The sequence below is a fragment of the Dapis purpurea BLCC-M126 genome, assembly GCF_050015975.1.
In the GTDB taxonomy this organism is placed as follows: Bacteria; Cyanobacteriota; Cyanobacteriia; order Cyanobacteriales; family Microcoleaceae; genus Trichodesmium.
The window spans coordinates 1,768-15,604 of record NZ_JBNHER010000151.1; the positions used below are offsets into that span (position 1 = coordinate 1,768).

Here is a 13,837-nt window from a genome sequence, read left to right on the forward strand (position 1 = left end):
CCTGGTCCTTGTTGTTCGCCTGGTCCTGATTGTCGTTCGTTTTGTGCGCCTGGTCTTTGTTGTCTGCCTTGTTGTTCGCCTGGTCCTGATTGTCGTTCGTTTTGTGCGCCTGGTCCTTGTTGTTCGCCTCGTTCGCCTCGTTCGCCTCGGAAATATTGGTATCTCATTGATAAATCTCCTTTAAATAATTTTTGATTTCAAAAAAACTGACTTTTAGAAATTTAAAGTTGGTTTTTGTGTGTGATTTCTTTACCAAGTATGGTCGAAGCAAAAACTTTTGGCATTAGTATTTTTACGAGATTTTTATTAAAGTTTTGATGTAGGGGGATTCGCACTTCGTAACAGCTTATCTAGTATGGGGTCTACTAATTTTTTAAAAATTTGATACTCTCATATTTTATCCGTGATTATGCAGATAAATGGTGGTATTTTCTATTTCATCCAGAGATTGCGCCTGATAATAATCTGGCAGAACGTTGATTACGCTTGGCAATCAACAAACGGAAAGTTAGTGGTGGCTCAAGAAGGATGGAGCGATTTCAGTACACAGCCTGCTTTGCTGAGTGTAGTGCAAACCTGTCATCGCCAGGGAGATTCTGTGGTTGATTTCTTTGAAAAGTCTTTGGTAGTGCTTACCAGTAAAGAACTGTCATCAAATATGTCCCTGATTCCTACATCTTATACTTCAACCTTACCGTCTAGAAGATTTCTGGAAGTTACAGATCTTGACTTGGGTAGCGATCGTTCTCACCTAAATCCTTACAAATGAATTAGAGCATCTCTTTTTAAGCATCTGCGATCAAGACACACCTTTTTATAACATTTTTTTTCAAAGTGGTATATATAAATACCATCAACCTAGTCTACGGTACTTATGTTGAAATGTGAAATAATTCATAAAATTACTGTGGGGTCAAAGTTGTAAAACTATAAAATCTTACTTTTAACTTTTAACTTCCCTACTCTCTTAAAAAGGTTAAATTAATTTTGCAAAGGTACTTATCATAACAAAGTTTAATGCTTCCTTTACTATGGCTGAATATTTATACTTTCATGGTATAAGTGTTTAGTTAAGAAAAATTATTAGCAGGTAAAGTTGAAAATGAAAAGACGAATTTGGCTATATATGCTACTGTTTCTATTAATACCAACTGTTGCTTTAGCAACAGAACCAGAAACAGCAGATAGTTTCATTACAAGCATAGATCAAGCTTTTTCAGGTTTTGTAAATGTAATATTTAGCATCCTTTTCTTTAGTCTTGGTGGTTTTCCTTTAATTGTTTTATGGCTGATTATTGGCGCAATTTTTTTTACTATTAGAATGCAATTTATCAATATTCGTGCTTTCAAACACGCTATTGATATCGTCAGAGGTAAATACGATGACCCCGAAGATCAAGGAGAAGTATCTCATTTTCAAGCTTTGGCTGCAGCATTGTCAGGAACTGTAGGATTAGGCAATATTGCAGGTGTAGCTGTAGCCGTTAGTATTGGGGGACCTGGGGCTGCATTTTGGATGACGATCGCTGGTTTTTTTGGGATGACCAGTAAATTTGTAGAATGTACCCTGGCTCAAAAATATCGCATTATTAAACCTGATGGTACTATTTCTGGTGGACCGATGCGCTATCTATCGGCAGGTTTAGCAGAAATGGGGCAGGGAACTTTAGGTAGAGTTCTCGCTGTCCTGTTCTCTGTATTGTGTATTTCTGCTGCTTTCGGTGGCGCTAATATGTTCCAAGCAAATCAGTCTTATGGAGCTGTTTCTACTGTATTGCCTTTGCCTAGTTGGGTTTATGGTTTAGTACTTGTAGTTTTAGTGGGGCTGGTAATTATTGGTGGTATTCAGCGTATTGGTATGGTGGCAGGTACTCTTGTACCTGTGATGTGTTTACTCTATGTTTTGGCTTCCCTATTTATTCTCCTAGCTAATATTACCGAAATTCCTGGGGCGATCGCTACTATTGTTTCTGGTGCTTTTGCTCCCAAGGCAATAGAGGGTGGTGTTGTTGGTGTGATTATTCAAGGGTTTCAACGTTCTGTTTTTTCTAATGAAGCTGGTGTAGGTTCTGCAGCGATCGCTCACTCTGCTGCTAGAACTGATGAACCTATTCGTGAGGGTTTAGTAGCGCTTTTGGAGCCATTTATTGATACTATTGTTGTGTGCAATATGACGGCTTTGGTGATTGTAATTACTAAGGTATATAATGCTGATGAGTTTGCTGCTTTGCGAGAAGCGAAGAAAGGAGCAGAATTAACTTCTGCTGCTTTTGGTACTGTTTTGGCATGGTTTCCAATTTTATTAGCGATCGCTGTTTTCTGTTTTGCGTTTTCCACAATGATTTCTTGGAGTTACTACGGCGAACGTTGTTGGGATTATTTGTCTGGTGGTAGAGGCTTAATTATTTACAAAATCTTGTTTTTGGTTGCTGCTTTTGTCGGTTCGGTATCTAACCCATCTTCTGTAATTAATTTTAGTGATGCTACTTTACTGTCAATGGCTTTTCCTAATATTTTGGGTGGCTATTTTTTGTGTGGTCAAGTAGCAAAGGATTTACAAAATTATATGAGTCGTCTCGGAAAAGGAGAGATGGTTCCTGTTAAGTAAAACTTTTCTGTTTATCTTTTCCTTTATGGGTTTAATATCCCACTGTCACTAGTAATATCTACAAATAGTTGGAGTTTGTAGAAGTGGAGTGAGTTGGATAAAATACTCCTATCCAATTTTCTCAACTTCGGTCTTCCTTCTTCCTTCTTACTTCTCCCTTCTTCTTTCTTCCACTATCAAAAAAGCAATGAGTATATTTCCTAAAAACTCGGTACTTGTGCCCATAGATTTTTCTGATGAATCTATTAAGGCAATTAATGTGGCTCTAGAATTTGTTGCAGATATTTCTCATTTATGGGTGCTTCATGTCTTGCCCCGTCTTACTCCTGCTGAACCAGGAGTAAGGTGGCATACTGTTGATGACCAGAGTCGCAAACAGCAGGTGAAAAAGGTGTTTCATGAACAATTCTCAGAGCAGGAATATGAAGGTATTAATTTTAGTGTGGCGATCGGAACTCCCGCTCCAGAAATCTTGGACTATGCTCACGAAAAAAAAGTGGAGTTAATTATAATTCCTTCCCATGGACATACTGGTATTGGTCGATTTTTATTGGGATCTGTTGCTGAACGGGTTGTCAGGTATTCCAATTGCCCTGTTTTAGTGCTGCGAAAGTAAACCCATTACATCCAAGTCAAAAAGTAGATTTTTCCTTCTATAAGGAAAAATCTAGTTATTTTTAATCTTAACCTATTCTTTATTAACTTTAATTAAGAGGACTATCCTGAATGATTAGTAGGGATCATACAATAATATATAGAACTACCTTCCACTAGATAGAGGAGTAGGAAATATGTTAAGAACTCCTACATTTGGGGTGAATCAATACCACACACTCATTCAATATATTAGGCAAACTATTCTCCATTGGCTGAAAATTTTTTGGAAATTTAGTTTGTTTTATGGTGAGTATATTGCTAATCCACCTTGGCAAAAAACTGAAAAAAGGACATTATAGAAATTAGTCAACTTGTGTTAAAGACTGTTTGAATACCTTGGAGAACGGATTTTTTTTCGACAGCATGATATGTCTATGGGGAACAGTCATAACAGAGAGTGTTCCAAATTGGCCAATCGGGTAACTACAAAGTTAAGCTTAAAGTTATCTAAGGGGTAAAAACAGAAGCTGAAATATTACTCAAATCTACTGAAAGATACTCTTTTTCAGGCGTTGCATATTTGTGGTGTGGGATGAATTGTAGATTTGGAGGCAGAGTAATTATAAAGATAGGGTTTACCCAATTATTAATTATTAATAATTAATAATTAAATAATTCTGGTTTAAAGCCTCCCCTTTTAAGGGGAAAAAAAGTGCTAGGATATTTCCTTATCTTCAATTCCCGTACGGTTTTAACCAGAGGTAATTATCAATTATCAATTATCAATTAATGAACTGTTCCGTAAAGATTCATCCTTTGATTCAGCAACGCTTTTTTGAATATGATAATTACCAGGAGTAATCTATTTAGGTTGTTACTCCTGGTATTACATTAATAACTTTGAATAACTGCGAGGTGAAAAACTCTGATTTTCCTTAGTTTGCTCAACCTCATCAGCACTAAAGCTAATTTTTATCTTTAAAAACCTAAAGCTGCTCTGGTACGAGGTCCAACAATACCATCTGGTCTTAAGCCAACATCGCGTTGGAATGCTTTAACTGCATACTTAGTTTTACGACCAAAATAGCCAGTTGCACGAGGATGATGGAAATAGCCCATAATTCCTAGTTGGTGTTGCAACCTAGCTACTCTATGTCCACGGCTACCATAGTGAAGATAATATCCATGACGGCGGTGACGACGATGACCCTTGTAAGAAGCATGGCGATAGTGGGGACGATGATATCCCTTACCTGAAGACTTATAGCCATGGCCATAACCACGACAAGGGTTATAACAAGCAGCAGCGGAATCGGCAGTTGTGCTGAGGGCACCTAAAATAGTAGCGGCTGATAGAAGACCCATCATACCTAAGCTAGAGAATCTTTTCCAGTTTACTGATGCAAAGGTGGGTTCAACTGTAGAACTTTCTTCTGCGGTAGCTAGGTGAGAATATGCTAGTGTTTCCATAACTCCTCTAATGAGTAATATTTGACATTTTTTTGTGAGTGGCTATCGACTTGCCTTATAGCATTCTCGATATCTTTTGCAGTGCGACACTCAAAAAAAGTAAATTTTATTTTTGGTAATCCCGTGAAGTATACAACTCCAGAGGATTTAGTTAAATTTAGAATATTAACTAAGGAAATTATGCAATTTCCTTAGTTGCATTACTAGGCTACCATGTTAGGTAGATTGTTTATGCATAATATTCAAAAAAATTATCAAAGTCCTCAATTAGTCTCTATTATATTGTGGACTTTGAGGATATCAAAAGCTTAGTAGCAGCCGTAGCCACCACCGTAGCCACCGTAGCCACCACCATAGCCACTACCGTAGCGACCGTATCCACCACGGCTACCATAGCTACCGTAGCCACGAGAGTGACCATAGGAACGGTTGTAGGAGCTACTAACAACTTTTTTATAGTAGTGACCAGAGTTACGACCATAGCTACGAGAACGACCATAATTACCATAGCCACCATAGCCACCGTAGCTACCATAGCCATAACCACCATAAGCAGAAGCAGAATCAGCAGTTAAGCTCATTGCTCCAGCTAAAGTAGCAGCAGATAGTAAACCCATTGCACCAACACTGGATAGCTTTTTGAAGTCTACACAGACAGTAAACTCTTTATTATCAGAGTCTTCTGCACTGAAGGCTAAATGGGAAAATGCTAATGTTTCCATAAATTCCTCTGTTTAATCAAATTAAATGAACTACTGCCAAACAGTATTTTACCTGATTACCTAATTAACAATTACATCCTAAATTTAAAGATACCTCTGAAGCGGGACTTTAAATCTAGATGTAAAAATTAGATTTGCGGTTTAGTAGATGTACTCCCAGTCTATGCCAAGAATCGGATAGATAAGTGCGAAATTCGCACATACAGAATATCACAGAAATTATATAACTCAAGTCAAGTAAAACTACCAAATAAAATTGAGCTGGCCTTTACTTTTTAGGATGGACTACTTAGACCTCAGCAGACTTTCCTACAACTTGACGTTAGAATGTTTTTATCATGCTAAATCACTAAAAGCAAGTTTTTTTTATTTTTAATATAGAAATCTCATATTTTGAAACATCAAATCAAGCTTGGCATATTGAAATCAAGCTCCAATTATTGGCAGCTTTTACCATATATTTATAACTATTGGCCAACTATTGTCAAGGCATTGGCCTGTACATTAGTGTTTACTATTTTCTGGCCGATTTTAGCTTGGCTAATGGGTGAAATGGCAGGTTATATCGGCAGGGGAGATGTGGGGGCGATCGCTCAACTGGCAAGTCTCACAGCTATCATTTTTCTGATTAAGGGTACTGTACAGTATGGTCAAGATACCCTGATGGCAAAAGCAGCTTTAACTATTGCTTTAGATTTGCGTAAACAAGTTTATTCTCATCTACAAAGACTAAATATTAGTTACTTTGAAAACTCAAAAACTGGAGACCTTTCATATCGAATTACAGAAGATATTGACCGGACGGGAGAAGTTATCAATAAATTTTTTCACCAATTTGTTCCTTGCATTTTACAATTAATTGTTGTACTAGGGTACATGATTTATTTGAATTGGCAGTTAACTCTGGCAACTTTAATTATTGCACCTTTAATGGCATTGTTAATAGGTTGGTTTGGAGAGTTATTACTTTCTTTTTCCCATAAAAGTCAAAATCACATTTCTAATTTATCAGCTTTAATAACAGAGGTATTTAGTGGTATTAGAGTAGTTCAAGCTTTTGCTGCTGAGGAATATCAAATTGCTCAATTTTCTGTGGAAGCTGAACAAAACCGACAAGCAAAATACATGACAGAAAAAGTTAAAGCTCTTCAGTTTGTAGTAGTCGGTTTCTTGGAAGCAATGAGTGTAGTTTTTTTGTTTTTTTTGGGGGGATGGCAAATATCTCAGGGAAATATGACTGGAGAAGGTTTTATTAGTTATCTAACCGGTGTAGCTTTGTTAATCGATCCAATTTCTTTAACAACAAGTAATTATAGTGATTTTAAACAAGGTGAAGCTTCTTGCGACCGGGTTTTTGAACTGTTAAAAATTCAACCTCAAGTTATAGAAAAATCAGATGCGATACCTCTTCCTGCCATAATGGGAAAAGTAGAGTATAAGAATGTTTGTTTTTCTTATAATCCTGAAAAGCAGGTTTTAAAAAATATGAATTTGTTAGTAAATTCAGGAGAGATAATTGCTTTGGTTGGTGCTTCTGGAGCAGGAAAAACTACACTTGTAAATTTGCTACCTAGATTTTATGATGCTCACTCAGGGGAAATATTAATTGATAATATTAATGTTCAAGATGTTACTCTTGCAAGTCTGAGAAGACAAATTGGAATTGTACCTCAGGAGGTAACATTATTTTCAGGAAAAATTTCACAAAATATTGCTTTTGGTCAACTAGATTATAATATTGATGCTGTAAAAGAGGCAGCTAAAGTTGCTAATGCTCATCAGTTTATTACTAAGCTCCCGGAAGGTTATCAAACTTGGGTAGGTGAAAGGGGAGTTAATTTATCTGGAGGGCAAAGACAAAGAATAGCGATCGCTCGTGCAGTATTAGAAAATCCGAGGATATTAATATTAGATGAAGCCACTTCTTCTCTTGATTCTGAATCTGAATATTTAGTACAAGAAGCGTTGGAAAGATTGATGAAGGGCAGGACAGTATTTATTATTGCCCATAGACTGGCAACTGTGCGACGTGCTCATCGAATTTTAGTTATGGAAAATGGTGAAATTTTAGAGTCAGGTACCCATGCAGAATTATTAGAAAAAGGTGAACTTTACACTCGTTTCTATCAGAAACAGTTTAGTTAATATCTTGTAAGTATTCAGCTTTCAGCTAGCCTCGTGGGTTGTAACTACCTATCAGCAATTAGCTTTATACAAAATCAATTGATATGGGACTATTGAGAGACTCAATTCCTATTTTAAAGTGTCGGGTAGTTCAGTTATAAGTTAGCCTCCTACAGAGGAACTTCACTTTTCATGTCGGCAACAGCCGAAAAGTGAAACAGTTCTATAGTAGCTCGTGGAATAGGAAGGCTTAAAATACTAAATTTTCTTTTTTCTTGGTCGATTAGATATAGCGTGCTCTACCAGAGCGGGAAACTTCAGCATTGTATTCTACAGGATACTCCGCTTTTCATGTCGGGGATAGCCATTATACGGAGTTATACCAATTATTATACATTAATACTATACTTCACTAAGACTTCAACAGTCAACTAATTAGCCAGATTGAAAATCAGTTTTTGAATTATCAGTCAAGTCATTCATTATTATTCCTATATTTATCTCTCCCCCCACCTCCCACACTTCCCCTTCTGGGAGGGGTTAGGGGTGGGTACTACACTTCTCCACCTAATCAAATATAGCAAAATTTTTCAGAAATAGGTATTATGCACCAGCAAAACGACCGCTTTTTATATCCTTTTAAGGGGAGGCTATTGACCTTATTTTCTAGTCAAAGTAGATCTGAATATCTGAAATATTCTCAGTAAATGTTTTTACTTTAAAAAAATAAAATATGCTTGTATTTTTTACTGAAAAATATTTGGGAGTTGGAAATATATCCTAGTTCATTAAAGGGATAAAAAACGACTTGCTTGTTTTAAAAAATGTAAACAAATGAACTTCTTTGGTGGCAGTCTTAATCAACTTGCGTTAAAGTTAAGTTATAGTCTAGAAGTAAGTATTAAGTAGATACCTTTTGTTTTCTAGTTTAAAGTTAAAGCTAATAAAACTTAATACTCAGTAATAGATGAAGTAATCTAAGTCAGTCAATTTATTCTGGAAAAATGTGTTGGTTTATGTCTTGATTGTAAAGGTAGCATTCAAGTTAAACTACAGAAATATTGGAAAGTATGAGGCAAATAGCTTAAATTGGGAGCTAAATTTAACTCTCAAGTAAAACAAGCTATGGCAGAAATAGCTTTGTCTTCTCTTCTATGGTCAGATTGTACAATAACTGCAAAAAAAATAAACCTCTGAAAAAAGCATTTCCTAAGTTTAAGCGTTATTCTTCGTTTATGGAACATAAAACCTTTGAAAGTTCCCATTTAGAGGAGAGAAAATCTATAACTTTCACAGATAAATTAGGAATAAGAAATCTCAAACTTAAACAGAGTTGAGATTAGCATCTTTGATGAAATAAACACATTAAGCAAGTACGTTTAATTCCTAAGATTGGTAGTTAAGCTAAGAGTAATTTTAAATGCTTCTTAGCAAGTCATAAGTCAGAACTAATAAGGGTATTCTTTTGAACTAGATTAAGATAAATTTTTTTAATTCCTTGTAGAGATAGAAATGTTGTGAAATCAGAAAACTTTTAGGGAAAAGTTTAAAAGTGTTCCAAGTGAATTAATAGGTGAAAATCGAGGAAATATAGGAATTATAATCACTCTATCTATAAAGGGAGATAAAATCTTAGGAAGCTCTACAAAAAAATAACAGATTAAAATTATAAGTATCCCAAAAGGAGAAAACTACTATGATGGAAATTATACCTCTAGCGAATCATAACATCATTGGTCTTAGTATTGATGGGAAAATTGAAACAAAAGACATTGAAAAAATGAAAAATTTAGTTGAGGAAAGATTAAAATCTCAACCTAAATTACGAGTTTATGTTGAAGTTAAAAAGTTTCAAGGAATATCTATGGTAGGTTTATGGAAAGACTTAAAATTTGCTTTCCCAAATCTAAAATATTTTGAGAAAAAAGCGGTTGTATGTGATCAAGCTTGGGTACATAAGTTGGCTGTTTTTAGTAATAAAATTTTTAGTAATATTGCCAAGATCGAGATAAAATGTTTTTATTGGTCAGAAAAAGACCAGGCTTTAGAATGGATAATAAGTAGTAATGCACAATTAATTACACAAAGTTAAATTTGAAACTCTTAATCTAGTCTAGATAATGTAGCAATTCCCATGTTGCTGAGGTACAAAATTCATTTGTTTTAGGGAACATTTAACTGGGAATAAGGAACAGAAAAGAAATAAAAATAGGTGTACCTCATCAGCCTGAAAAACCCTATAATCTGTCACTAAATCAACTAAAAAATTATATAAACTTGAATTAAACCAAGGAATAGACTGATTGGAAAACAAAAAAAATTACACTAAAATGGGACAATTTAGAGAGCGAAGGTTTTCCCTATTTTTATTTCTTACCTCCAGTTAACTACCACCTACTCCTTAGTCTCTACTCTCTATTTTCACTTTATAGCGGTTTTCACAAAGGTAGACTACAAAATTTCTTCCTTCTCTCCTAGATAACTAAAGCCTTCTTCCTTCTCTCCTAGATAACTAAAGCCTTCTTCCTTCTTCCTTTCAACCCAAATCTCTGTACTCTATATTAATGAAAATTGCTATAACTATCTTGTTTGAATTTAGTATGAGGTAATAGATTTTTTAGCTTTTTAGTAATTATTCAGCTATTAGCAGTCAGCTTTTAGCATTGAATAAATGGGATATAGATAACTTTAGATAGGGATTTGTATTCTCATAATTATTGCTCAATATAATTACCTAGGCAAAATTAATTACCTAATTTTATTCCCTATAATTTTTACAATATAAGTTGTTCAGCATCTAGACTATCTTTCAAGAATTGAGAATTGAGAATTGAGAATTGAGAATTAAGAATTGAGAATTACCTCTCCTTGAAAAGAAGAGGATTGACGAACAGGAAATTTTTTATTTATTATCCCCTTAAAAAGGGAGGCTTTAAACCACAATATTTCGGTAATTAATTTTGCATAACTTACTGAGCTAATTGCTGATAACGCAGTTCCTATGTAAAAGGCCAGGTGACTGCTAAATACTTAAGCTTTTTGCCAGATTTTAGTTAAAATTAGGGCTTTGAATATAGTCTGAAAAGTTAAATGAAACTCCATCCTTAATGGCAAGTTAGAAATCAAACTTTTGCAGAAAACTATTAATTGATATCTTGATAATTTTTGGATATGAATCATTCAAAATAATCTGCAAAATTTCAACTATTATAGTGAAATGTTTGACTTGAATTAAACCTCTAAAAACTCTGGTCTATTGCCTCTTACCTATTGCTTTTCAGAAGCAAAAACTTTTTTAGTAGACTCTAATTAGGGCTTGCTGATTAATTATGAAAGTATTGACAGATGAAGACTTGAGCATTTTTGAGCCCTTAAAAAGTAACAGCTTTTTGGTGGATAGAGCTGCAAAAAGTTATTATTTTGAGATGATTATGGCAGAAAAATTGAGGAATAATTTTTCGAGTACCTCCCCTATAATTCCCATTTCTCCTGTCTCCTGTCTCCTGTCTCCTGACTCCTACCCTTACCCATAAAACTTTTGAGCGCAAACCCTAATTAGGATCATATCAAAATGTTGTCCCAATCACCCACAATACTATAGGTAAAGTTAAAAAAGATAACAGCGTTGATACTACTACAACCTTAGAAGTTCGTGTCGCATCCCCACCAAATTCACTAACCATTAAAAAAGAAGCTAAAGCACTTGGCATAGCACTTTGTAATACTAAAACTTGTAAATCAAGCATTTCCAACCTCAGAATTTTACCAACTAAATAAGCAACAAATGCTCCTCCTAACAAACGGAGTAAACTACTACATAACTCATAATTACCTGGTTGAAAACGATTTTTAGATATTTGTATTCCCATCAATAATAAAGAAATTGGAATTGCGGCTTCCCTCAAAAGATGTAAACCATCATCAAGTTTCAGAGGTAATTTAATCTCCAAAATATTCAGAATTAAACCTAAAATCATTCCCCAAATTATCGGTACTTTAAAAGTAAAAATAATACCAGACCGAAATCCTCCGCCTTTCAGAATAGCGGGCATTGTACTCATGACAATTAGATTCCATGATATTAAATAAATTACAGCTCTTTCTAAACCCACCTCTCCCAATGCAAATAAAGTTACAGGTAATCCCATATTTCCAGAATTAGGTAAAGCTGTAGTCGCCAATAAACTTTTTTGTAGAGACTCCGAAAAACCTAATTTTCTTCCTATTCCCCAAGAGATTAAACAGAGTAAAAGATAAGTTAATCCAAAGGCTATAAATATCCCTATTGCTTCCTCAATACTAATAGTAGTTTGATACATTATATCGGTTAGTAATGCAGGAAATAATACATACAAAGCCAGTTTAGAAAGTGTAGGTTCATCAATAGAAAAATTTTTGCCAAATATAAAACCAGTTAAAACTATACACCCCACTGGAAAAACAGCAGATACAACCGAAAAGAAAATCTCAATCATAGTTGACAAAATTCTGAGCCAATCATTTTACAAAGTTATTTTCCAGAAATTTATTGGTTCTGAATTTCTTGAGCTACCTTTTGCACTTCACTAAAAACTCTTATTAAGTTTTCACCCCAAATTTTTTGAATATCCTCTTCAGTATATCCGCGTGCTACTAATTCTTTTGTAATATTTGGCATTTCTGAAACATCATTAATTCCTCTAACTCCACCACCGCCATCTAAATCTGAACCAATACCAACATGATTAATACCCATAACTTTTACCATATAATCTATATGATCTACTACATCGGCAACAGTGGGTTTATTTTTGCGATATTTCTGATTAATTTGATGATATTTTTCTCTAAGTGATTCTATTTCTGGTTGGCTTAGTTTTTCATTTCTCAAAGCAGCTATTTCTTTTTCAATTATTTTCATTGCTTTTTTTCTTTCTGCTGTTTGGGGCAGTTTTTTAATATAGGTATCAAAAATACAAACTTGTACAACCCCACCGTTTTCTTTGACAGCTTTTAACATTTCATCACTCATATTTCGGGGATGATTTTCTAGAGACCTAGCACTAGAATGAGATGCGATAACTAGTGCTTTTGTTAACTTAATTACATCCCAAAATGTATCGTCATGGACATGGGAAATATGGACCATGAGACCCAAACGATTCATTTCTTTGACAGCTTTTTCTCCCAGAGAACTTAACCCATTCCATTCTTGTTTTTCATCAGTATAAGAATCGGCTAGTTCATTATTTTGGGAATGAGTTATTGTTATATATCTAATACCTTGGTCGTAGAAAAATTTAACATTACTAATATCTTTACCAATTGGATAGCCATTTTCCATTCCTATAAATATTGCCATTTTTCCCATTTTATTCAACCGTTCAGCATCCTCTGGATTTAAGGCAAGTTCAACTTTTTCTGAATTTGAATTAACCATATCTTTTGTTATTTAAATCATTTTGATTGCTTCAGCTTTTGCCCGATTATGTCCTTGCTGATTCCGCTCTTTTTGAGGAGTAAATACTGACATAAATACAGCATCTAATCCACCTTCTTCCATCCGCACAATATCCCATTGACCACTGTTTAATTCTCCTGGTTAATGTCTGATATTGGGTTGAAAATCAGGATATCTAAATTGACGATAAGGCCAGTCTATATGACTGTCAATTGTTAAAACTTTTTCGTGTATTTCTTCAGGAGTTAATACTTTTTGTTGCTGCTCTGGAGTTACTTCAGGAGATGGTGGTAATTTTTTGTTAGAGATGGTACATCCATGTACTGTGAAAGAAAGTAAAACGATTGACAAGAATAAAGACTGGATTTTTTGATAAATTCATCTAGATTACACCTCAAAATTAGTATCACAAAATTATAGGTTTAAATAATTCATTAGTAATATTTAAATATCCCTTTAAAACTAGGCTTTATCTACATATTTATTAACATCAAATTTAACAAAAGAAGGATATTTCATAACAGTAAATGTATTTAAAAATCGGTTGTTATGATTCTGTAATTTAGTACTCCCAAGCCACAAATCTCCCTATCAGAAAATGGTTTTAGGAGTTGTTGATAATGGATAGCCTTTTCAGGATAAGTTTTAGACTTTAATTTTTCGGTAAACAAATAATATTAGTATGAGGAAACAGGTAACTTATCTCTTATCAGACTTTCAGTAATCAGGAATAGAAAATATTTGACTAACCAAATAGTTCTGATATTCTTCATATTTTAGAACTACTAAAAAAAATATACTTTCTTGATTTTATTACCAATAGATAATTGATAACTGAGAATTAATTAATTCGGTTTAAAGCCTGTCATTTTAAGG

General features: G+C 34.4%; 10 protein-coding genes and 1 pseudogene. 6 read left to right on the forward strand and 5 right to left on the reverse strand.

The genetic code is table 11. From position 1 onward, the window contains the following. Nucleotides 1–399: 399 nt before the first annotated feature. The 4 genes and pseudogenes from ACP6PL_RS13605 to ACP6PL_RS13620 form a co-directional block, all read left to right on the forward strand. A pseudogene (locus tag ACP6PL_RS13605) lies at nucleotides 400–673 on the forward strand (IS66 family transposase); the annotation flags it as partial. Nucleotides 674–1,102: 429 nt separating this feature from the next. Then, nucleotides 1,103–2,608 carry an alanine/glycine:cation symporter family protein gene (locus ACP6PL_RS13610; RefSeq protein ID WP_426545797.1) on the forward strand — a complete coding sequence of 502 codons (1,506 nt, stop codon included), beginning with the start codon at nucleotides 1,103–1,105 and terminating at the stop codon, nucleotides 2,606–2,608. Between the two features lie 187 nt (nucleotides 2,609–2,795). After that, a complete protein-coding gene (locus ACP6PL_RS13615; RefSeq protein ID WP_426545798.1) occupies nucleotides 2,796–3,224 on the forward strand; it encodes a universal stress protein in 429 nt (142 codons plus the stop codon). 175 nt (nucleotides 3,225–3,399) lie between these two features. Then, nucleotides 3,400–3,564: a hypothetical protein gene (locus ACP6PL_RS13620; protein WP_168186638.1), complete on the forward strand. Its 165-nt coding sequence runs from the start codon at nucleotides 3,400–3,402 to the stop codon at nucleotides 3,562–3,564. A 619-nt stretch (nucleotides 3,565–4,183) separates the two neighbouring features. On the opposite strand, the gene ACP6PL_RS13625 is transcribed toward ACP6PL_RS13620, so the two are convergent. Continuing rightward, nucleotides 4,184–4,675 (reverse strand): peptidoglycan-binding domain-containing protein, encoded by a 492-nt coding sequence (locus tag ACP6PL_RS13625; protein WP_426545799.1) that lies wholly within the window; start codon nucleotides 4,673–4,675, stop codon nucleotides 4,184–4,186. A gap of 308 nt (nucleotides 4,676–4,983) precedes the next feature. Next, nucleotides 4,984–5,397, reverse strand: a complete 414-nt coding sequence (locus tag ACP6PL_RS13630; protein ID WP_426545800.1) for a hypothetical protein — start codon at nucleotides 5,395–5,397, stop codon at nucleotides 4,984–4,986. A gap of 420 nt (nucleotides 5,398–5,817) precedes the next feature. On the opposite strand from ACP6PL_RS13630, the gene ACP6PL_RS13635 reads away from it, so the two are divergent. Continuing rightward, the gene (locus ACP6PL_RS13635) at nucleotides 5,818–7,542 is read left to right on the forward strand and encodes an ABC transporter ATP-binding protein (protein ID WP_426545801.1); all 1,725 of its coding nucleotides are present in this window, start codon (nucleotides 5,818–5,820) and stop codon (nucleotides 7,540–7,542) included. Nucleotides 7,543–9,217: 1,675 nt separating this feature from the next. After that, a complete protein-coding gene (locus ACP6PL_RS13640; RefSeq protein ID WP_426545802.1) occupies nucleotides 9,218–9,613 on the forward strand; it encodes a SpoIIAA family protein in 396 nt (131 codons plus the stop codon). A gap of 1,474 nt (nucleotides 9,614–11,087) precedes the next feature. Here the strand turns inward: ACP6PL_RS13640 and ACP6PL_RS13645 are convergent. The 3 genes from ACP6PL_RS13645 to ACP6PL_RS13655 form a co-directional block, all read right to left on the reverse strand. Continuing rightward, nucleotides 11,088–11,996 carry an AEC family transporter gene (locus tag ACP6PL_RS13645; RefSeq protein ID WP_426545803.1) on the reverse strand — a complete coding sequence of 303 codons (909 nt, stop codon included), beginning with the start codon at nucleotides 11,994–11,996 and terminating at the stop codon, nucleotides 11,088–11,090. A 50-nt stretch (nucleotides 11,997–12,046) separates the two neighbouring features. Beyond that, a complete protein-coding gene (locus tag ACP6PL_RS13650) occupies nucleotides 12,047–12,940 on the reverse strand; it encodes a dipeptidase (protein WP_426545804.1) in 894 nt (297 codons plus the stop codon). Between the two features lie 162 nt (nucleotides 12,941–13,102). Next, a complete protein-coding gene (locus tag ACP6PL_RS13655; protein ID WP_426545805.1) occupies nucleotides 13,103–13,312 on the reverse strand; it encodes a hypothetical protein in 210 nt (69 codons plus the stop codon). Between the last annotated feature and the right edge of the window lie 525 nt (nucleotides 13,313–13,837).